8 protein-coding genes are annotated in these 22,492 nt (G+C 75.1%); 4 read left to right on the top strand and 4 right to left on the bottom strand.

Annotation, left to right across the window (positions count from 1 at the left end; translation table 11 throughout):
* The first annotated feature begins 34 nt into the window (after positions 1-34).
* Entirely contained in the window at positions 35-544 is a 510-nt protein-coding gene (locus ACIQVD_RS13280; RefSeq protein WP_402288696.1) for a YbaK/EbsC family protein, read from the top strand.
* Positions 545-1,125: 581 nt separating this feature from the next.
* Here ACIQVD_RS13280 and ACIQVD_RS13275 read toward each other — a convergent pair.
* The gene (locus ACIQVD_RS13275) at positions 1,126-1,746 is read right to left on the bottom strand and encodes a MarR family winged helix-turn-helix transcriptional regulator (RefSeq protein WP_402288693.1); all 621 of its coding nucleotides are present in this window, start codon (positions 1,744-1,746) and stop codon (positions 1,126-1,128) included.
* A gap of 72 nt (positions 1,747-1,818) precedes the next feature.
* Here ACIQVD_RS13275 and ACIQVD_RS13270 point away from each other — a divergent pair, with 72 nt between their 5' ends.
* Entirely contained in the window at positions 1,819-2,532 is a 714-nt protein-coding gene (locus ACIQVD_RS13270) for an SDR family NAD(P)-dependent oxidoreductase (RefSeq protein WP_402288691.1), read from the top strand.
* A 14-nt stretch (positions 2,533-2,546) separates the two neighbouring features.
* Here ACIQVD_RS13270 and ACIQVD_RS13265 read toward each other — a convergent pair whose 3' ends face one another.
* Positions 2,547-2,843: a hypothetical protein gene (locus ACIQVD_RS13265; protein WP_111552762.1), complete on the bottom strand. Its 297-nt coding sequence runs from the start codon at positions 2,841-2,843 to the stop codon at positions 2,547-2,549.
* 386 nt (positions 2,844-3,229) lie between these two features.
* On the opposite strand from ACIQVD_RS13265, the gene ACIQVD_RS13260 reads away from it, so the two are divergent.
* Positions 3,230-4,552: a DUF2254 domain-containing protein gene (locus ACIQVD_RS13260; protein WP_402288688.1), complete on the top strand. Its 1,323-nt coding sequence runs from the start codon at positions 3,230-3,232 to the stop codon at positions 4,550-4,552.
* A 129-nt stretch (positions 4,553-4,681) separates the two neighbouring features.
* On the opposite strand, the gene ACIQVD_RS13255 is transcribed toward ACIQVD_RS13260, so the two are convergent.
* Both ACIQVD_RS13255 and ACIQVD_RS13250 read right to left on the bottom strand, forming a co-directional pair.
* A complete protein-coding gene (locus tag ACIQVD_RS13255) occupies positions 4,682-5,638 on the bottom strand; it encodes a cytochrome c oxidase assembly protein (protein ID WP_402288686.1) in 957 nt (318 codons plus the stop codon).
* 271 nt (positions 5,639-5,909) lie between these two features.
* A complete protein-coding gene (locus ACIQVD_RS13250) occupies positions 5,910-7,079 on the bottom strand; it encodes a cytochrome P450 (protein ID WP_400685626.1) in 1,170 nt (389 codons plus the stop codon).
* Positions 7,080-7,907: 828 nt separating this feature from the next.
* Here ACIQVD_RS13250 and ACIQVD_RS13245 point away from each other — a divergent pair.
* Positions 7,908-22,492, top strand: a 14,585-nt coding sequence (locus ACIQVD_RS13245) for an SDR family NAD(P)-dependent oxidoreductase (RefSeq protein ID WP_402288683.1), incomplete at its 3' end; no start/stop codon positions are given.

Raw genomic sequence — 22,492 nt, 5'->3', positions numbered from 1 at the left:
TCCACACACGGAACGTTCCGTATGTGGAACGCGAATGCCCCGAGGAGCCACCGTGGAACCAGCAGCACCCCTCGCCCTCCCGACCCGCAGCGCCCGGGTCGCGGCCGCCCTCGCCGCCGCCGGCCTCCCCGGGACGGTCCGCCGCCTCGCCGACTCCGCCCGCACCGCCGCCGAGGCCGCCGCCGCGCTCGGCTGCGAGGTCGGCGCGATCGCCAACAGCCTGGTCTTCGTCTCCGACGGCGAACCCGTGCTCGTCCTCACCAGCGGCCGTCACCGCGTCGACACCGCCGCCCTCGCCGCCCGCTGGGGCCGCGGCCCGCTCCACCGGGCCACCCCCGAGCAGGTCCGGGAGGCCACCGGCCAGGCCATCGGCGGCGTCGCCCCGACCGGCCACCCCCGCCCGCTGCCGACCGTGGTCGACCGGGCCCTCACCGACTACCCCCAGGTCTGGGCCGCCGCCGGCACCCCGCACACGGTGTTCCCCACCACCGCCGAAGAACTGCTCCGCCTCACCCGCGGCACCCTGCTCCCGGTCGGCCCCTGACCCCGCTGACCCCGCCGTCGGCCGACCGGACGCCGCCGAGCCCGGGCCCGCCGACGAACCCCGCCCGCCGGGCCCGGGGCCGGGGCCGGGCGTCCCGGGTCGGCGGATCGAGCCGCCGGGTCGCCGGGTCGTCGGGTCGCCGGGTCGTCGGGCCGCTGGTTGGACGGGCCGTCGGGTGGTCGGGCGGTCGCTTCGCCTGTGGCGGTGCGGTCTGGCCGGGTGGTTAGGCCGATACTTCGCCTGCGGCGGTGCGGTCTGGTCGGTGGACTTGATCGGGCCCGCCGGGTTGCCAGGTTGCCGGGTCGTCGGGCCGCTGGGCCGCCGTGCCGCTGGGCCGTTGGTTCGACAGGTGGCCGGGTGGTCGGGCGGTCGCTTCGCCTGTGGCGTTGCGGTCTGGCCGGTGGGCTCGATCGGGCCTACCGGGTCGTCGGGCCGCTGGTTGGACGGGCCGCCGGGTGGTCGGGCGGTCGCTTCGCCTGTGGCGTTGCGGTCTGGTCGGTGGGCTCGATCGAGCCCGCCGGGTGGTCGGGCCGGCAGGTCGTCGGGCCGCCGAGCTGTCGGGCCGCCGTGCCGCTAAGCCGTTACTTCGCCTGCGGCGGTGCGGTCTGGTCGACGGGTCCGATCCGTTGGTGGAGGTCGGTGAGCAGGCGGTCGAGCAGGGTGGCGAGGTGGTGGCGTTCGGTGGGGGAGAGGCCGGTGACCAGGTCTGCTTCGCGGCCCAGGACGGCGTCCACCGAGCGTTCGATCAGGGCGTGTCCGTCCGGTGTCAGGGTGACCAGTACCGCCCGGCCGCCCGCCGGGTCGGGGGAGCGGCGTACCAGGCCCTCCCGTTCCGCCCGGGCCACCCGCTGGGAGATCGCCCCCGCCGTGACCAGCGTCCGCCGGGTCAGCTCGCGGGTCGTCAGTTCGTACGGTGCGCCGGAGCGGCGCAGCACCGCCAGCAGGTCGAGCGTGGCCGCGTCGATCCCGGCGGCTCGCAGCACCCGGTTGCGGTCGTCCGCGAAGAGTTTGGCCAGCCGCCAGATCGGGGTGACGATCTCGATCGAGTCGGTGGGCGTGCCCGGCCGTTCCCGCTGCCACGCCGCCGCGATCGCCGCCGCCGAGCGGTCCCCCAGCGCCTCCGACCCAGGCCCGTCCAGCGGGCCGTCCGGCGCGTTGCGGCCGTCCGGGGAGCCGTCCGACGGGTCCGATGGCTCGGCCATGGGGGTTGCCTCCTGCCGTCCCTGAGCTATGTTTAGCGCTAAACGTAGCAGTCGCGGCCGCAGGAGGAAGCAGTGACCCGTACCGTGCTCGTCACCGGCGGAACCAGCGGGATCGGCCGGGCCGTCGCGGCCCGGTTCGTCGCCGACGGGGACGAGGTGCACCTGACCGGGCGGCGGGCGGAGGCGGTGGGGCGGGTCGCCGCGGAGCTCGGTGCGCACGGGGTGGTGTGCGACGCGACCGATCCGGTGGCGACGGCCGCGCTCGCCGGACGGTTCCGGACGCTGGACGTGCTGGTCAACGCGGTGGGCGGCCTGCCCGCGGCCCCCGCCACCGGGACGCCGCTCGGCGACGTGCTCGCCGCCTGGCAGGCCAGCCTCGCGCAGAACCTGCTCGGCGCCGTCCTCACCACCGAGGCCGTGCGCGCCCTGCTCGCGCCCGGCGGGACGGTGATCAGCCTGGGCTCGATCGGCGCGGAGCGGCGCGGCGGCGCGTACGGGGCCGCGAAGGCTGCCCTCGCCGCCTGGAACGCCTCGCTCTCGGCCGAGCTGGCCCCCCGCGGGGTCAGCTGCAACGTCATCGCGGCGGGCTACGTCGAGGGCACCGGCTTCTTCGGCGGGGCCCTCGCCGAGGAGCGCCGCCGCGCCCTGATCGAGGAGACCCACGACAAGCGCCCCGGCACCGTCGAGGACGTCGCCGCCACCGCGCACTTCCTCGCCTCGCCGGGCGCCCGCCACCTCACCGGGCAGACCCTGCACGTCAACGGCGGTGCCCACACCACCCGTTGAGCACCCGGCGCGGGTCAGGCGTTCTTCCGGGCCCGCTGCTCGGCCGCCCGCAGCAGCTCGGCGGTACCGGCCAGCCGACCGGCCGCAGTGGTCAGGGCCAGCCCGGCGTCGGGGGTGGTGCGGCGGTCGCCGGTGACGTCGGTCAGCTCCTGCAAGGACTCCATCAGCTCGGCGATCGCCCCCAGCAGCAGGTGCTCGTCCGCCGCCGGGACGGCCTCCCGGCGCACCCGCAGCGGGACGACCGCCTCCTCGCGGAGCTTGGCCCGCGACTCCTCCAGCCCGGTGACGGCCCTCTGCACTCCGGCGTCCACGCCCGCTCCTCTCCACCGCGGCCGGACGGCCGACCGCCGCCCGTAGGAGGGCGACCTACCCACCCCCGGACCGCCGCACCCCTCACCGCACCCACCCGGCGGCGCTCGTCCCACCCCCGCGCGCCCACCCGCCGACGCTCGCGCCCCACCACCGCTGTACGCCCCACCACCGCTGTACGCCCCACCACCGCTGTACGCCCCACCACCGCTGTACGCCCCACCGCCGTCCGCGCCCCACCACCGCTGTACGCCCCGCCGCCGTCCGCGCCCCACCGCCGTCCGCGCTCCGCCACCGCTGTACGCCACGGCCACCGACGCCGCGCGCCCGGCCGCGTCCGGCCGCGTCCTTCCCGCCCGCCGCCGCGCCCCGCGACTAGCCTGGCCCGATGAGCGAGCAGCACGGCGGGAAGGGGCGGCGGCCGCGGTACCGGGCGCTGTCGCCGCTGCGGGAGCACCTGCGCGAGGCGTTCTGGTTCGCCCCGCTGCTGACCTGTCTCGGCGCGGTGCTGCTGGCCGGGCTGACCGACCTGCTGGACCGGGAGATCTTCGCCGAGGCCGCGGCCGAGCAGGCCGCCGACACCCTGCTGTCGTTCGGCTCGGCCGCCAAGAGCGTGGTCTCCACCGTCAGCTCCGCGATGCTGACCTTCATCGGCGTGGTGTTCTCGATCTCGCTGGTCTCGCTCCAGATGGCCGCCAGCCAGTTCAGCCCCCGGGTGCTGCGGCTGTACGTGCGCAGCCGCCTGATCAAGGCGACCTTCGCCACCTGCCTGGCCACCTTCGTCTACACGCTGCTGGTCCAGCTCGGCTACGACGACACCACCGACCCGGCCCGCGCGGTGTCCGTCCCGATCGTCTCCACCGTGGTCGCGCTCGCCATGGTGATGCTCAGCCTGGCGCTGTTCGTGCTGTACGTGCAGGCGACGCTGCGCCTGCTGCGGGTGCCGCACGTGATCGACCGGGTCACCGGCGAGTCGCTGCGGGTGCTCCAGGACTACCGCTGGCTGGCCCCGCCGGGCGCCGGACCGGCGCCCGGCGGGGCCGCCGAGGGGCCGACCCTGCTGCACGAGGGACGCGGCGGCGTGCTGCGGGACGTCAACATCCGCCGACTGATCCGGGTCGCCCGGCGGCACGGCACGGTGCTGCACCAGGTGCCCCGGATCGGCGACTTCATCGCCCCCGGCACCCCCACCGTGGTGGTGGTCGGCGGCACCCCGCCCCGGCCGCGCCGGATCACCACCGCGCTGAACGTCGGCGTCGACCGGACCATGCACCAGGACCTCAGCTTCGGCTTCCGCCAGCTCGTCGACATCGCCATCCGGGCGCTCTCCCCGGCCGTCAACGACCCCACCACCGCCGTCCAGGCCGTCGACCGGATCCACCAGCTGCTCGCCGTGCTGGCCCCGGTCCACCTCGGCGAGCTGCGCCACCGCGACCGGGACGGCGCGGTGCGGCTGGTCCAGCCGGTGCCTGGCTGGGAGGCCACCGTCGACCTGGCGTTCACCGAGATCCGCGGCTGCGGCGCCGGCCAGCCCCAGGTCACCCGCCGCCTGGCCGCCGCCCTCGACGACCTGCTGCGGATCACCCCCGAACCCCGCCGCGCCCCGCTGCTGCTCCAGCGCGCCCTCCTCGAACGCGCCGTCGCCGAAGCCGTCCGCGACGCCGACAACCGCGCCTTCGCGCTGACCCCCGACCGCCAGGGCATCGGCTGACCCTCTCCGGTTCCCCCGCCGGAACGTCCGGTTCCCCACCGGAACGCCGCACCGCCCGGAACGGGAGCCGTTCCGGGCGGTGCGGTGCGCGGTGCGCGGTGTCGGGTCGCGGGTCGTCCCGTACGGGGGTCAGCCGATGGCGCGGTTGGCGCCCCGCTCCAGCGAGGCCAGGTACCGGTTGTACGCCTCCAGCTCGGCGTCGCCGTCCCGGTCGGCGGCCCGGTCGCGGCGGCGGGCCTGGCGCTCCTCGGACTTGGCCCACTGGAGGGTGAGCGCGATCAGCACGATCGCGGTGGGGATCTCGCCGAACGCCCAGGTGATGCCGCCCGCCAACTGCTGGTCGTCGTGCAGGTTCGTCCCGGCGGGCGCCGTCGCGGCGGAGAAGGTGGACACCAGCTGCCCGGAGGCCATCATCACCGCGACGCCGAAGAACGCGTGGAACGGCATGCCCATGAACAGCTCGATGATCCGCATCACGAAGCCGGGGCGGTGCGGGCCGGGGTCGACGCCCATGATCGGCCAGAAGAACAGCAGGCCGACGGCGAGGAAGTGCAGCATCATCGCCAGGTGCCCGATCCGGTACTGCATCAGGAAGTCGAACAGCGGCGTGAAGTACAGCACGTACAGGCTGGCGATGAACGCCGGGATGGTGAACGCCGGGTGCGAGACGATCCGTACGTAGGTGGAGTGCAGCAGGGCGACCAGCAGTTCGCGCGGGCCCCGGCCGCTGCCCTTGCGGGCCGGGCGCAGGGCGCGCAGCGCCAGGGTGATCGGGCCGCCGAGCAGCAGCAGGATCGGGGAGAGCATGGACAGCACCATGTGCTGCATCATGTGGGCGCTGAACAGCACCATGCCGTAGTCGTTCAGGCCGGTGTTGGTGACCAGCAGGACGGTGCCGACGCCCGCCGTCCAGGCGACCACCCGGCCGGCCGGCCACTTGTCGCCGCGCCGCCACAGCCGGACGGCGCCCGCCAGGTACAGGCCGAGGGCGAGCGCGCAGAACACCAGGTAGGGCCAGTCCGGCGACCACTCCAGGGTGCGGGAGAAGGTGAAGGGGGGGAGTGGTCCCCCTCCGTGGTGGTGCATCCCCGTCATGCCGTCGCCCATCGGGCGGCCCCGCTTTCGTCCATGCCGACCGGGCCGCCGCGCGCGCGGCGGCCCGGCGCGGCCCGGTGTGGCCCGGTCCGGTTTGGTCCGGTTTCGTTCGGGCCCAGCCTAGGCGGCGCTTACCGCGGCCCGGTGAGCGCCCCCGGGACGAGGGCGTTCCGGTCGGCGCGGCCCGGGGCGTGGCCGTCGGCCGCTCGACGGGCCCGTCGATCCGTCCGGTTCCCGCGCCCGGGGTCCGGGAGACCGCGGCTCACCACGTGACCGGCAGCGCCTGCAGGCCGCGGAAGACCAGTTCCGGCACGTAGGCGAGCTCGGACTCGTCCACGGCGAGGCGCAGTCCCGGATACCGTTTCAGCACGGACCCGATCGCCACCCGCATCTCCCGGCGGGCCAGCACCGCGCCGAGGCAGAAGTGCGGCCCGTGCCCGAAGGCGAGGTGCGCCGCCGGTCCTTCGCGGGTGATGTCGAAGCGGCCGGGGTCCGGGTACGCACCCGGGTCGCGGTTGGCCGCGACGATGACCGGCAGCACCGGTTGGCCCGCCGCCAGGCGGACGCCCTCCAGATCGACGGGCTCGGTCGTGACCCGGACCTCTGCCGAGGTGAAGAGCCGGCTGTAGCGCAGCAGTTCGTCGACCGCCGGTCCGATCAGGTCCGGTGCCGACCGCAGCAGCGCGAGCTGGTCCGGGTGGCGCAGCAGGGTCAGGAACGAGTTGCCCAGCTGGTTGACGGTCGTCTCGTGGCCGGCGATCAGCAGGCCCTCGAGGTTGGCCAGCAGCTCGGGCTCGGTGAGGTGGTCGCCCTCGTCGTTGGCGGCGACCATGGCCGAGATCAGTCCGTCGTCCGGCCGCGCCCGCTTCTGCCGCACCAGGTCGGCGAGCCAGTCCTGCATCTCGCCCTGGGCGGACCGCAGTTCGTCCGGAGTGATGTCCGTGACGAACAGCCGCCTGGTCCACCTGCGGATGGCCCCCGCCTCGGAGTAGGGCACGCCGAGCAGTTCGCAGATGACCATCAGCGGCAGCGGGGCGCAGAGACCTGCCACCAGATCCGCGGGGGGTTCGAGGGAGTCGAGCAAGGAGTCCACGACGGACTGCACCCGTGGTTCGAGCCGGTCGACCATGCGCGGGCTGAACGCCTGCGACATCAGCTTGCGCAGGCGGGCGTGGCGCTCGCCGTCCAGGCTGGTGACCAGTAACGGGTCGGCGGCGACGGACAGTTTCAGCGGGCTGCCCGGCAGCGTGGCCGCCTCCCGGCTGAACCGGCTGTCGCTCAGGACCTGCCGCACCGCCCGGTGGGAGAGGGCGAGCCAGACGTCCGCGGCCCCCATCGTCGCGAGGACGACCGGGGCCTGCGCGAGCAGGGCCTCGGCCTCGGGCTCGTTGTCGAGGTGGTGCGGCGTGGTGAAGGGGAACGTGGCGTGCATCGCTGCCTCCTGACTGGGCGTCACCGGGCCCGGGCGCCGGGTGCCGGGCCGCGAACGGCCGGGACCGGTGCAGGGAACGGTGACGGCCGGGTGGTGGGCCGCCGGGGGCGGGGGCGCTCCGCGGTCGTCTCGAAGCGACTCGAAGCGACTCGAAGTGACTCGAAGTGACTCGAAGTGAGGGGGGCGAACCGTTCGGCCGGAGCCGCCGACGGCGTCGGTGGCGTCGGTGGTCGGTCCGCCCGATCCGGGCGGTGAGCGCCGTGCGGCGGTTTTTCCGGGTGGCCGGACGACGGTCGAGGACGTTCTTCTGCGCGAGTGCGAACGGGATTCTAGGGCGTTGTCACCGGCGGCGTCGATGGTGCCCCGTGAACCCGTTCCGGGCGTGACGGCGCGGGGGGCGGCCGGACTTCCGCGAGAAACGGCGCGTTTCCCGGACACAGCACGAATCGCGCCACGGCGCCTTTGTCGTGCAGGCATATGACATTGCGATGTGCTTCGTTTGAGCCAGCCTTCGCGTGGCCTATGGCGACGGCGTGATGTTACTGCCATGCTCGTCTCCGCGGCGGGACGATCATCGCTTCGGCCCCCTCACGCTCAGCTCACCAGCGCATCTTCCTCGGAGAGCGTCGCCCACGCCGTCCCTTCCGAGGACCGCTCCACTGATCCAGGCGCCCGAAGCGCGGTCGAGTCCGTTTCGGATATCACCGGGCCGCCGGGCTGCCCGCGTGCTCCACGCCCCGGCCGCCCGCGCGGCGGGGCCGCACCATCGGGACTGCTACGGAAACACCCCGCCTTCCTTCATTCCCCGGCTCACGAGGTGTCGCTGCGATGCGCTTTCCCCTGGATTCGGACGCCGATCGTGTCGCTGTCATCGGCATGGCGGGCAGGTTGCCGAAAGCCCCGGATCCGGAGGCGTTCTGGCGACTGCTGTGCGACGGGGCCGACGCGATCACCGCGCCGCCCCCGGGCCGGCAGGTCGTGCGGCACGGCGGCTACCTGGACCGGGTGGACGGCTTCGACGCGGCGTTCTTCGGGATCTCCCCCCGCGAGGCCGCCGGCATGGACCCGCAGCAGCGGCTCATGCTCGAACTCGCCTGGGAGGCCCTGGAGGACGCCCGGATCGTGCCGAGCACGCTGACGGGCGGCCCGACGGGGGTGTTCGTCGGCTCGATGTGGGAGGACTACACCTCCCTGGCCCACCCGGGCCCCGTCACGCCCCACACGCTCACCGGCACCAGCCGGGGGGTCATCGCCAACCGCGTCTCGCACTTCCTCGGTGTGCGCGGACCGAGCATGACGGTCGACACGGCCCAGTCGTCGGCGCTGGTCGCGGTGCACCTGGCGGTCGAGAGCCTGCGCCGCGGCGAGTCGGCGCTCGCCCTGGCCGGCGGGGTGAACCTCAACCTGACCGCCGCCCGCGAGGAGGGGGCGGCGGAGTTCGGCGGCCTGTCCCCGGACGACCGCTGCTTCACCTTCGACGCCCGGGCCAACGGCTTCGTCCGCGGCGAGGGCGGCGCCTTCCTCGTTCTGAAACCGCTGGACCGGGCCCTGGCCGACGGGGACCGCGTCTACGGCGTCATCCGGGGCAGCGCGGTCAACAACGACGGCGCCACGCGGAGCCTGACCGTGCCCAGCGCGCAGGCCCAGGAACAGGTCGTCCGCGAGGCACTGGCCCGCGCCGGCGTGCGTCCCGCGGACGTGCAGTACGTGGAGCTGCACGGCACCGGCACCGCCGTCGGCGACCCCGTCGAGGCCGCCGCCCTCGCGGCGGCCTACCGCGGCCCGGCCGGGTCCGGCGACCCCGACAGCGCCCTGCGGGTCGGGTCCGCCAAGACCAACGTCGGCCACCTGGAAGGCGCCGCGGGGATCGTCGGCCTGCTCAAGGCCGTCCTCAGCGTGCACCACCGCGCACTGCCGCCGAGCCTGAACCACGAAACCCCCCACCCCGGCATCCCCCTCGACGCACTGGCGCTGCGGGTCCAGACCGCGCTGACCCCCTGGCCGCGGCCGGACGCGTCCCTGCTCGCCGGCGTGTCCTCGTTCGGCATGGGCGGCACCAACGCGCACGTGATCGTCGAGCAGGCGCCCGGTCCGGCCGCGCCGCCGGTCCGGCGGCCCGCCCCCGGAGCCGGGCCGGCGCCGTGGATCGTCACGGCCCGGACCAAACAGGCGCTGCGCGCGCAGATCGGGCGCCTGCGCGAACACGTGCGCAGCCACCCGGACCTGACCGCCGCCGAGGTCGCGCACGCGCTGGCCACCACCCGAACCCGCTTCGCGCACCGCGCGGTCCTGCTCGACTCCTCCCGGCTCGCCGCCGGCCGGGCCGGCACCCCGGGCCGCACCGTCTTCGTGTTCCCCGGCCAGGGCGCGCAGTGGGTCGGCATGGGCCGGGAGCTGTACGCCGCGTACCCCGTCTTCCGGACCGCCATGGACGAGTGCGCCCGGGCCCTGGCCCCGTACACCGACTGGTCCCTGGCCGAGGTCCTGGACGGCGCCCCGCTCGACCGCGTGGACGTCGTGCAGCCCTCCCTGTTCGCGGTGATGGTGTCCCTGGCGGCCCTGTGGCGCTCCTTCGGCGTCGAGCCCGACGCGGTGGTCGGGCACTCGCAGGGCGAGATCGCCGCGGCACACGTCGCGGGCGCGCTGTCGCTGCCCGACGCGGCCCGGATCGTGGCACTGCGCAGCCGCGCGCTGGTCGCGCTGACCGGCCGGGGCGGCATGGTGTCCGTGGCCCTGCCCGCCGAGCGGGCCGAGGACTACGTGTCGCGCTGGGGCGGCGCGCTGACGGTCGCCGTTGTCAACGCCACCGGTTCGGTCGTGGTGTCCGGCGACACGCAGGCCCTGGCCGAACTGGTCGAGTCCTGCGCGGCGGACGGTGTCCGCGCACGCGTGGTCCCGGTGGACTACGCCTCCCACTCCGCGCACGTCGAGGCGGTCCGCGAGCAACTGCGCACCGCACTGGACGGGGTGCGGCCGCGGCGGGGCACCGTCCCGTACTACTCCGCGGTCACCGGCGGCCTCCTCGACGACACCACGGCGCTCGACGCCGACTACTGGTACCGCAACCTGCGCGAGCCGGTCCGCTTCGACCTGGCCGCCGCCGCACTGCTGGCGGACGGGCACGACGTCGTGGTCGAGGTCAGCCCGCACCCGGTGCTGCTACCCGCCCTCGAACAGCTCCTGGAACAGGCCCGCGAGCGGACCGGCGCGCCCGGCGTCGCCACCGGCACGCTCGGCCGCGACCGGGGCGGGCCGGACGACTTCCTGACCGCGCTGTCCCGGCTGTTCGTGGCCGGCGTGCCCGTCGACTGGTCCCCGGCCGTCGCCGGGGCCGCGCCGGTCGACCTGCCCACGTACGCCTTCCAGCGTCGTCCGTACTGGCTGCCCGAAGCGGCGGCCGGGCGGGTCGGCCGGACCCCGGCCGACCCGGGGACGCGAACGGCGGACACCGCCGCGCCCGGTCCGGACACGGACGACCCCGCGTCGGGCGACGCGGGCGACACGGCCGCCGTGGTCACCGCGCAGATCGCGCTCGTGCTGGGCCACGAGAACCCCGCGGACGTCGATCCCGCGCTCACCTTCAAGGACCTCGGCTTCGACTCGATCACCGGGCTCGAACTGCGCAACCGCCTGGCCGCCGCCCTGGACCGGCCCCTCCCGTCCGGCCTCGTCTTCGACCACCCGACGCCCGCGGAGCTGATCGACTGGCTGCGCACCGGCCCCGGCGACCGGTCGGCCCCCGCCGCGCCGACCGCCCACGACGACGACCCGGTCGTCATCGTGGGCATGGGCTGCCGCTTCCCCGGCGGGGTGGCCTCGCCGGACGACCTGTGGCGGCTCGTCGCGGCGTGCGGGGACGCGATCGGCGGCTTCCCGGACGACCGAGGCTGGGACCTGGGCGGCCTGTACGACCCCGAACTGCGCGGCGCGGGCACCACGTACGTCAACCGGGGCGGGTTCCTGGAGGCGGCGCCCGGCTTCGACGCCCCGTTCTTCGGCATCTCGCCCCGCGAGGCGCTCGCCATGGACCCGCAGCAGCGGCTCGTGCTGGAGACGGCCTGGGAGACCTTCGAGCACGCCGGGATCGACCCGACCTCGCTGCGCGGCAGCCACACCGGCGTGTTCACCGGCGTCTGGTCGTCCGGCTACGCGACCGGACCGGGCCTGCCGCAGGACCTGGAGGGTTACCTGCTGACCGGCGTCGCGACCAGCGTCACCTCCGGCCGGGTCGCCTACCACCTCGGGCTGCGCGGTCCGGCGCTGTCCGTGGACACCGCCTGCTCCTCGTCGCTGGTCGCCCTGCACCTGGCCGCCCAGTCGCTGCGTACGGGCGAGTGCTCGCTGGCGCTCGCCGGCGGTGTCACGATCATGGCGACACCGCTGGGCTTCACCGAGTTCTCCCGCCAGCACGGCCTCGCGGCGGACGGTCGCAGCAAGCCCTTCGCCGCCGCGGCCGACGGTACGTCCTGGGCCGAGGGCGCCGGTCTGGTGCTGTTGGAGCGGTTGTCGGACGCCCGTCGCAACGGTCATCGGGTGTTGGCGGTGGTGCGGGGTTCGGCGGTCAACCAGGACGGTGCGTCGAACGGGTTGACGGCGCCGAACGGTCCGTCGCAGGAGCGGGTGATCCGGCAGGCGTTGGCCAGTGCCGGGTTGTCGGGGTCGGACGTGGACGTGGTGGAGGCGCACGGTACGGGGACGACGCTGGGCGACCCGATCGAGGCGCAGGCGTTGCTGGCGACGTACGGTCAGGGGCGGGACGAGCCGCTGTGGTTGGGGTCGGTGAAGTCCAACATCGGGCACACCCAGGCGGCGGCGGGTGTGGCGGGTGTGATCAAGATGGTGATGGCGATGCGGCACGGTCAGCTGCCGCGAACCCTGCACGTGGATGAGCCGAGTTCGCACGTCGACTGGTCGGCGGGCCGGGTCGCCCTGCTCACCGAGGCCCGGCCGTGGCCCGACAGCGGCCGCCCGCGTCGCGCGGGCGTCTCGGCGTTCGGCATCAGCGGCACCAACGCCCACCTGATCATCGAGCAGTCCTCCGACCCGGACCCCGGCCGCCTTCCCGAGCCCGCCGACCGGGCCGCCCCCACCGTCTGGCTGCTGTCCGCGAAGACCGACGCCGCGCTGCGCGCCCAGGCCGAGCGGCTGCACGCGTACGCGACCGCCCACCCCGACGTCCCGGCCGCCGCGATCAGCCGCGCCCTGGCCGCCCGCACCCGGTTCGAGCACCGGGCCGCGGTGGTCGGCACCGACCGGGACGACCTGCTGTCCGGCCTGGCCGCGCTCCCGCCGGCACCGCCCACCCGTACCGGCGGAACCGTGTTCGCCTTCCCCGGGCAGGGTGCGCAGTGGGCGGGGATGGGCCGTGACCTGTACGAGCAGTCCGAGGTCTTCCGCGCGGGCATCGACGCCTGCGCCGCCGCCCTGGCCCCGTACACGGACTGGTCGCTGGTCGACGAACTGCGCCACGGCGCGCTGGACCGCGTCGACGTGGTGCAGCCGGCCCTGTTCGCCGTCATGGTGGCGCTGGCCGACCTGTGGCGGTCCCACGGCGTGCGGCCGGACGCCGTGGTCGGCCACTCCCAGGCGGAAATCGCGGCGGCGTACGTGGCGGGCGCGCTGTCGTTGGAGGATGCCGCGAAGGTGGTGGCGCTGCGCAGCAGGGCGCTGGTCGCGCTGGCCGGGCACGGCGGCATGGTGTCCCTCGCGCTGTCCGTCGAACAGGCCGCCGACTACCTGGCCCGTTGGGGCGGGCGGCTGACCACCGCCGTGGTGAACGGGCCCGCGGCCGTCGTGGTGTCCGGCGGCCTCGACGCGCTGGACGAACTGCTGACGGCCTGTGAGTCCGACGGCGTCCGCGCCCGGCGGCTACCCGTCGACTACGCCGCCCACTCCGCGCAGGTCGAGGCGGTCCGCGAGCAACTCCTCACCGACCTGGCCGACATCACACCACGTCAGGCGGCGGTCCCGTTCTACTCCACCGTCACCGGCGAGCCGGTCGACACCGCCGCCCTCGACGCCGCCTACTGGTACCGCAACCTCCGCGAACCCGTACGCTTCGACCTCGCCGCCGCCCGGCTCACCGCCGACGGCCACTCCGTCTTCGTCGAGGTCAGCCCGCACCCCGTCCTGGTGCCCGCGCTGGACGTCGCCGCCACCGGCACCCTGCGCCGAGACCACGGCGGCCTCACCGAGTTCCTCGCCGCGGCGGGACGCCTCCACGCCGCCGGAACCGACGTCGACTGGACGCCGGTCCTGCCCCGCACCGCACCCGGGGCGGACCTGCCCACGTACGCCTTCCAGCGCGAGCCCTACTGGGTGACCGCGACCCCGCCGGTGCCCCGTGGCGACTGGCGGTACGAGGTGGCATGGGCACCGGCGAGCGGTGCCGCGGTCCCGGTGGACCCGGATCGCTGGCTCGTCCTGGCCGCGACCGGGCACCCGTGGGCCGAGGCCCTGCGCGAACGGGGCTTCCCGGTGGCCGACAGCTGGGACGCGGCCGGCACCGGTGACGCCCGGCCCGGGCCGGACGGCGTGCTGTCGCTGCTGGCGCTGGACGAGGAGCCGCACCCCGACCACCCGGTGCTCCCGGCGGGCCTGGTCCGCACCCTGGACCTGGTCCGCACCCTCGACCCGGCGCGCAGCCCGGACCCGGTGAGGGCGGCGGCCGTCCCGCTGTGGTGCGCGACCAGCGGCGCCGTGAGCACCTCGGACACCGACCCGGTCACCAACCCGGCCCAGGCCCTGGCGTGGGGCACCGGCGCGTCCGCGGCGCTGGAGTTCCCGCACCACTGGGGCGGCCTGGTCGACCTTCCCGCCGTGCCCGACGAGGAGAGCGTCAACGCGCTGCTCGTCGTGCTCGCCGGTACGGGCGAGGACCAGGTGGCGATCCGCGGCGCCCGGCGCCTCGCCAAGCGGCTGCGCCGCAGGGCCCCGTCGGGCCCGGCCGCGCGGTCCTGGCGGCCGCGGGGCACGGTGCTGGTCACCGGCGGCACCGGCGCGCTCGGCGGACACGTGGCCCGCCGCCTCGCCCGGCAGGGAGCGGAGCACATCGTGCTGGCCGCCCGCCGCGGCCCCGACGCACCCGGCGCGGCCGGACTGCGCGACGAACTGGAAGCAGCCGGGGCACGGGTGACCGTGGCGGCGTGCGACGTGGCCGACCGGGACGCCCTGCGGGACCTCGTCGAGCGCGTCGGCGACATCCGCGCGGTCTTCCACACCGCCGGCGTGATCAGGGCCACCAGGCTGGCCGACACGACACCGGCGGAGTTCGCCGAGGTCGTCACGGCCAAGGTCGCCGGGGCGGCGAACCTGGCGGAACTCCTGCCGGACCTCGACGCCCTCGTCCTGTTCTCCTCCACCGCGGGCGTGTGGGGCGACGGCCACGGCGCGGCCTACGCCGCCGGCAACGCCTTCCTCGACGCGCTGGCCGCCCAGCACCGCGCCCGGGGCCGCGCCACGACCTCCGTCGCCTGGGGCATCTGGGCCGAGGGCGGCATGGCGGCCCTGGAGCCCGTGCAGCGCCAGCGCACCCTGCTCGGGCTCGGCGAACTGGACCCGGGCCGGGCGCTCGACGCGCTGCAGGACGTCCTCGACCACGACGAGGCCCTCGCGGTCGTCACCGAGGCCGACTGGGCGCAGTTCGCCCGCGCCTACACCCACGCGCGGCCGAGCCGGCTGCTGCGGGACCTGCCCGAGACCCACGGCCGGACGCAGCACCCCCGACCCGCGCCCCCCGCCGCCGGCACCGACCTGCTGGAGCTGATCACCACCCACGTCGCCGTGGTGCTGGGACACGCCGCCCCCGAACGGCTCGACCCCCGGCGGGCGTTCAGGGAACTGGGCTTCGACTCACTGACCGCGGTGGAACTGCGCAACCGCCTGGCCGCCGCGCTCGGGGTGGAACTGCCCGCCACCCTCGTCTTCGACCACCCCACCCCGGCACGGCTGGCCGCCCACCTGTCCGGCGACCGGGACGCGCCGCAGGCCCCGGCCCCGGCCGCGACGGACGAGCCGATCGCGGTCATCGGCATGGGCTGCCGCTACCCCGGCGGCGTCGGCACCCCCGAGGACCTGTGGCGGCTGGTCGCGGACGGCGTGGACGCGGTCGGCGACTTCCCGGCCGACCGGGGGTGGGACGTCGACCGCCTCTACGACCCGACGGGGAGCCGCCCCCGCACGTCGAGCACGTCCCGGGGCGGCTTCCTCGACGCCGCCGGCGACTTCGACGCGGCGTTCTTCGGGATATCGCCCCGCGAGGCGCTCGCCATGGACCCGCAGCAGCGCATCCTGCTGGAGACCGCGTGGGAGACCATCGAACACGCCGGCATCGACCCGACCACGCTGGAGGGCACCCCCACCGGCGTGTTCACCGGCCTGTGGTCCACCGGCTACGCCGCCGGACCCGTCCCCGACGACCTGGAGGGCTACCAGGTCACCGGCACCGCGTCGAGCGTGGGGTCCGGCCGACTGGCGTACCAGCTGGGCCTGCTCGGCCCGGCCCTGTCCCTGGACACCGGCTGCTCGTCGTCCCTGGTGGCCCTGCACCTGGCCGCGCAGGCGCTGCGCTCGGGAGAGTGCTCCTTCGCCCTGGCCGGCGGCGTCACCGTCAACGCGACACCCACGCTGTTCACCGAGATGTCCCGGCAGGGGGCGAGCGCGCCCGACGGCCGCAGCAAGCCCTTCGCCGCCGCGGCCGACGGGGCGGGCTGGGCCGAGGGCGCCGGCCTGCTGCTGCTGGAACGCTTGTCGGACGCCCGCCGCAACGGCCACGAGGTGCTGGCGGTCGTCCGGGGCTCCGCCACCAACCAGGACGGTGCGTCGAACGGGTTGACGGCGCCGAACGGTCCGTCGCAGGAGCGGGTGATCCGGCAGGCTCTCGCCAATGCCGGGTTGTCGGGGTCGGACGTGGACGTGGTGGAGGCGCACGGTACGGGGACGACGCTGGGTGATCCGATCGAGGCGCAGGCGCTGTTGGCGACGTACGGTCAGGACCGTTCCGAGCCGTTGTGGTTGGGGTCGGTGAAGTCCAACATCGGGCACACCCAGGCGGCGGCGGGTGTGGCGGGTGTGATCAAGATGGTGATGGCGATGCGGCACGGGCAGCTGCCGCGAACCCTGCACGTGGACGCGCCGACCTCGCACGTCGACTGGTCCTCCGACGCGGTCCGCCTGCTCACCGAACCGGTCGCGTGGCCCGGGACCGGGCGGCCCCGGCGGGCCGCCGTCTCCGCCTTCGGCATCAGCGGCACCAACGCGCACGTCATCATCGAGCAGAGCATCCTCGAACAGCCCGCCGAGGCCGACTCCGCCGCACCCTCTCCCCGGGGCCGCGCGGACGACCAGGTCCTCTGGCCGCTGTCCGCCAGGTCCGAGCCGGCGTTGCGGGAACAGGCGCGCCGGTTGGGCGAGTTCGTCGCCGCGTACCCCGAGGTGGGTCCGGCGGCGGTCGGGGGCGCGCTGGCTGCCCGGACGGTGTTCGAGCACCGGGCCGTGGTGGTGAATGGTGCGGAGGCGTTGGAAGCGCTGGCGGAGGGCCGCACAGCGCCGGGTCTGGTGACCGGCGTGGCTGGTGTGGTGGGTCGGTCGGTGTTCGTGTTCCCGGGGCAAGGTGCGCAGTGGGTGGGGATGGGTGCGGAGTTGTACGCCTCGGAGCCGGTGTTCCGTGCGGCGATCGATGCGTGTGCCGCTGCTCTGGAGCCGTTCACGGGCTGGTCGTTGGTGGAGGTGCTGACCGGTGGTGGGTCGTTGGAGCGGGTGGAGGTGGTGCAGCCCGCGCTGTTCGCGGTGATGGTGGCGTTGGCGGAGTTGTGGCGGGCGCACGGGGTGGAGCCGGACGCGGTCGTCGGGCATTCGCAGGGGGAGATCGCGGCGGCGTACGTGGCGGGCACGCTGTCGTTGGAGGATGCCGCGAAGGTGGTGGCGCTGCGCAGCAGGGCGCTGGTCGCGCTGGCCGGGCACGGCGGCATGGTGTCCCTCGCGCTGTCGGCGGACGACGCCGTCGGCTACCTGAGCCCCTGGGGCGACCGGATCACCGTCGCGGTGGTCAACTCCGCCTCGACCGTCGTGGTGTCCGGCGGCCTCGACGCGCTGGACGGACTGCTGGCGGCCTGTGAGTCCGACGGCGTCCGCGCCCGTCGGCTGCCCGTCGACTACGCGGCGCACTCCGCGCAGGTCGAGGCGGTCCGCGAGCAACTGCTCACCGACCTGGCCGACATCACACCGCGACAGACAGCGGTCCCGTTCTACTCCACCGTCACCGGCGAGCCGATCGACACCGCCGCCCTCGACGCCGCCTACTGGTACCGCAACCTCCGCGAACCCGTACGCTTCGACCTCGCCACCCGCCTCTTGCTCGACCACGGCCACACCGTCTTCGTCGAGGTCAGCCCGCACCCGGTCCTGGTGCCCGCGCTGGACGTCGCCGCCACCGGCACCCTGCGCCGCGACCACGGCACCGTCGGGGAGTTCCACACCGCCCTGGCCCGCCTCCACGTCCAGGGCGTCGCCGTGACCTGGCCGCACGACCGCCCGCACGGCGTCAGGCTGCCGCGCTACGCCTTCCAACGCCGCACCTACTGGCTGACCCCCGCGGCCGGCGACCACGGCACCGGGCACCCGCTGGCGGGCACCACGGTCGAACTGCCCGACGGGACCACCGTGCACAGCGGCCGCGTCTCCACCCGCACCCACCCCTGGCTGGCCGACCACGCCGTCGACGGCACGGTCCTGCTGCCGGGCACCGCCTTCCTCGAACTCGCCACCCTGGCCGGCGGGACCCTGGACGACCTCGTCCTGCACCTGCCCCTCGCGCTCTCGGACACGCCCACGGACATCCAGGTCTCGGTCGGCGGCCCGGACGACGCCGGCCGCCGCCCGGTCACCGTGCACTCCAAGGGCGGCGACGGCTGGGTCCGCCACGCGTCCGGAACCCTCGGCGGCCGGGTGACGGCCGGTCGCCTCGACTGGCCGCCGAGGAACGCCGAACCCGTGGACCCCGAAGGGTTCTACGCCGTCCTCGCCGGACTCGGCTACCGGTACGGGCCCGCGTTCCGGGGCGTGCGGGAGCTGTGGCAGGGCGAGGACGAACTGTACGCCGAGGTGTCCGTCCCCGACGGCGCCCGCTTCGGCCTCCACCCCGCGCTCCTGGACGCCGCGCTCCAGCCGCTGATCCTGCTCAGCCCCGACACCCGGGTCCGGCTGCCGTTCTCCTTCTCCGGCGTCGCCGTGCACACCACCGGTGCGTCGTCCGCCCGGGTCCACCTGGTCCGCACGGGCACCGACACCTACCGCGCGACACTGGCCGACCCGTCCGGCAACCCGGTCGCGGACATCACCGCGCTGACCGTCCGTCCGGCCGCCGAGGCCCGGGCCGCGGTGCTGCACACCCGGTGGACGCCCCTCACCCCGGGCACGCCGACCGAGGTGGTGCCGAGCCCGGTGCTCACCGCGGAAGCCGACGCGGACTCCGTGCACGCCCTCGTCCAGCGGGCCCGCGCGCTCGTCCAGGACTTCCTGGCCGAGCAGCCGGAGCGGGCGGCCGCCCGCCTGGCCGTCCTGACCCGCGGCGTGGCCGGCGCGGCCGTGCGCGGCCTGGTCCGCAGCGCCGCCGCCGAGCACCCCGGCCGGTTCGTCCTGGTCGACGTCGGCGACGCGTCCGAGCAGGACGCGGTCCGGGCCGCCAGGACGGCCGGCGACGAACCCGAACTGGCCCTGCGCCCGGAAGGCGTCCTCGTACCGCGACAGGTCAGGTACGTGCCGGAACCGGCCGCCCCCGACGGCGCGTACCGGCTGAGCGAGTCCGGCACCGGGCAACTGGATGACCTGGCCCTGCTGCCCTGGCAGGAGGCCGCGCTGGAACCCGGGCAGGTGCGGGTCGCGGTACGCGCGGCCGGCCTGAACTTCCGCGACGTGCTCATCACCCTCGGCATGTACCCGGACCGGCCCCCGCTGGGCGGCGAAGGGGCCGGCACCGTCATCGAGGTCGGCCCCGGCGTCACGGCCTGGCGGCCCGGCGACCGCGTCACGGGAATGATGCCCGGCGCCTTCGGGCCGCGCGCGGTCGCCGACCACCGGCTCCTGACGGCGATCCCCGACGGCTGGAGCTTCACCACGGCGGCGTCGGTGCCCGTCGCGTTCACCACCGCCTGGTACGGGCTGTTCGACCTCGGCGAACTGCGCCCCGGCGACCGGGTCCTGGTCCACTCCGGCGCGGGCGGTGTGGGCATGGCCGCCGTCCAGCTGGCCCTGAACAGCGGCGCGGAGGTCTTCGCCACCGCGAGCCCCGCCAAGTGGGACGCCCTGCGGCGCCTCGGGCTGGCGGACGACCACATCGGTTCGTCCCGCGACACCCGGTTCGCCGACCGGTTCCCGGCCGTGGACGTCGTCCTCAACTCGCTCGCGGGGGAACTCACCGACGCCTCCCTCCGGCTGCTCGCGCCCGGCGGACGGTTCGTCGAGCTGGGCAAGACGGACGTCCGCTCGCCCCAGGGCCTGATCCACCGGGCCTTCGACCTCAACGACGTCGACCCCGCGCGGCGGGGCGACATCCTCTCCAGGGTCGTGGCGATGGTCGCCGACGGGACGCTGGAGCCGCTGCCGGTCACCGCCGCGGACCTCCGCCAGGCCGCCGACTCCTTCCGGCTGATGAGCCAGGCCCGGCACACCGGCAAGATCGTCCTCACCGTGCCCCGGCCGATCGACCCCGACGGCACCGTGCTGATCACCGGCGGCACCGGCACCCTCGGCCAGGCCGTCGCCCGGCACCTGGTGTCCCGCTACGGGGTACGGCACCTGCTGCTCCTCAGCCGCCGCGGCGGCGCGGTGCCGCACCTGGAGCTGGAGCAGCGCGGGGACGTCGACGTGCGGGTGGTGGCCTGTGACGTCGCGGACCGGGACGCGCTGGCGGCCGTACTGGACGCCATCCCGGCCGCGCACCCGCTCACCGCCGTCGTCCACGCGGCCGGCGTGCTCGACGACACCGTCGTGGCACGGCTGACCGCGGAGCAGCTCGACCGGGTGCTGCGTCCCAAGGTCGACGGCGCCTGGCACCTGCACGAGCTGACCCGCGAGCACGACCTCGCCGCCTTCGTGCTGTTCTCCGCGGCCGCGGGTGTGCTCGGCAACGCCGGCCAGGCCGGCTACGCCGCCGCGAACTCCTACCTCGACGCGTTCGCCGCACACCGGCAGGCCCTCGGACTGCCCGCCGTGTCGATGGCCTGGGGCCACTGGGAGCAGGAGAGCGGCATGACCGCCCACCTCACCGCGGCCGACCGCCGACGCCTCGCCCGCAAGGGCGTCCGCCCCCTCAGCACCGAACGCGCCCTGGCCATGTTCGACACCGCACTGGCCGCCGGACGTCCCGCGCTGACCACGGCCGACCTCTCGATACCGCCGACCCTGCCGACGCCCAAGGCCCCCGCGTCGGACCTGCTGTCCCTGGTGACCGCCCACACCGCCACCGTCCTCGGCCACTCCGACGCCGCCGCGATCACCCCCGGACTCGCCTTCCGCGACCTCGGCTTCGACTCCCTGACCTCCGTCGAACTGCGCAACCGCCTCGCCGGTGCCACCGGCCTACGGCTGCCCGCGACCCTCGTCTTCGACCACCCCACCCCCGCCGACCTCGCCGACCACCTCGCGGCCGAACTCTCCGGTGCGCCCAAGGGCGTTGAGCCGGTGGCGCCGGTGGTGTCGGTGGCGTCGGTGGACGGCGGGGTCGATCCGGTGGTGATCGTGGGCATGGGGTGCCGGCTGCCGGGCGGGGTGGGGTCGCCGGAGGAGTTGTGGGGCTTGGTGGCGGGCGGGGTCGATGCGGTGGGTGAGTTCCCGTCGGACCGTGGGTGGGACGTGGGCCGTCTCTACGATCCGGCCGGTGGTCCGGGGACGTCGTACACGCGGTCGGGCGGGTTCCTCGCGGATGCGGCGGGCTTCGATGCCGCGTTCTTCGGGATCTCGCCGCGTGAGGCGTTGGCGATGGACCCGCAGCAGCGGGTGCTGCTGGAGACGGCGTGGGAGACGTTCGAGGACGCAGGGATCGATCCGACGTCGTTGCGGGGCAGCCAGACAGGTGTGTTCACCGGCATCTGGTCCTCCGGCTACGTCGGCAGCCCCGACCAGGCGCCGCCCGACACCGAGGGCTACCTCGCCACCGGCATCTCGCCGAGCATCACCTCCGGCCGGGTCTCCTACCTGCTGGGCCTCCAGGGCCAGGCCGTCTCCATCGACTCCGCCTGTTCCTCGTCACTGATGGCGATCCACCTCGCCGCGCAGGCACTGCGCTCGGGCGAGTGCTCGCTGGCCCTGGCCGGCGGGGTGACCGTGAGCGTGACACCCCTTCAGTTCACGGAGTTCTCCCGCCAGCGCGCGCTGGCTCCCGACGGTCGGTGCAAGCCCTTCTCGTCGACGGCCGACGGGACGGCGTGGGGCGAGGGTTCGGGGTTGGTGCTGCTGGAGCGGCTGTCGGACGCCCGCCGCAACGGTCACCGGGTGCTGGCGGTGGTGCGGGGTTCGGCGGTCAACCAGGACGGTGCGTCCAACGGCCTGACCGCGCCCAACGGCCTCTCCCAGGAGCGGGTGATCCGGCAGGCGTTGGCGAACGCGGGTTTGTCGGGGTCGGACGTGGACGTGGTGGAGGCGCACGGTACGGGGACGACGCTGGGTGATCCGATCGAGGCGCAGGCGCTGCTGGCGACGTACGGTCAGGGGCGCACCGAGCCGCTGTGGTTGGGGTCGGTGAAGTCCAACATCGGCCACACCCAGGCCGCCGCCGGTGTGGCGGGTGTGATCAAGATGGTGATGGCGATGCGGCACGGGGAACTGCCGCCGACGCTGCACGTCCAGGAGCCCACGCCGCACGTCGAGTGGGACACCGGTGACGTCCGGCTGCTGACCGAGGCCCGGCCGTGGCCGGAGACCGGGCGTCCCCGCCGCGCGGGCATCTCGGCCTTCGGGGCCAGCGGCACCAACGCCCACGTCGTCATCGAACAGTTCCCCGAGAAGACCCCCGAACAGCCCGCCGCGGACGACTCCGCGGAGCCCACCGTGTGGCTGCTGTCCGGCAAGTCGGACGACGCCCTCCGCGCCCAGGCCCGACGGCTCGCGGACCACGTCACCGCCCACCCCGGCCTCCGACCGGCCGCGATCGGCCGGGCCCTCGCCACCACCCGCACCGTGCTCGCCCACCGGACGGCCCTGGTGGGCAGCACCCGGGCCGACCTCATGGCGGACCTGACCGCCCTCGCCGACGGAGACCCCCGCATCGTCACGGGTGTCGCGGGTTCGCCGGGTCGGTCGGTGTTCGTGTTCCCGGGGCAGGGTGCGCAGTGGGTGGGGATGGGTGCGGAGTTGTACGCCTTGGAGCCGGTGTTCCGTGCGGCGATCGATGCGTGTGCGGCTGCTCTGGAGCCGTTCAC

The sequence above is a fragment of the Kitasatospora sp. NPDC090308 genome, from assembly GCF_044769485.1.
GTDB classification, from domain to species: domain Bacteria; phylum Actinomycetota; class Actinomycetes; order Streptomycetales; family Streptomycetaceae; genus Kitasatospora; species Kitasatospora fiedleri.
This window is presented reverse-complemented; position numbering and strand designations above follow the sequence as displayed.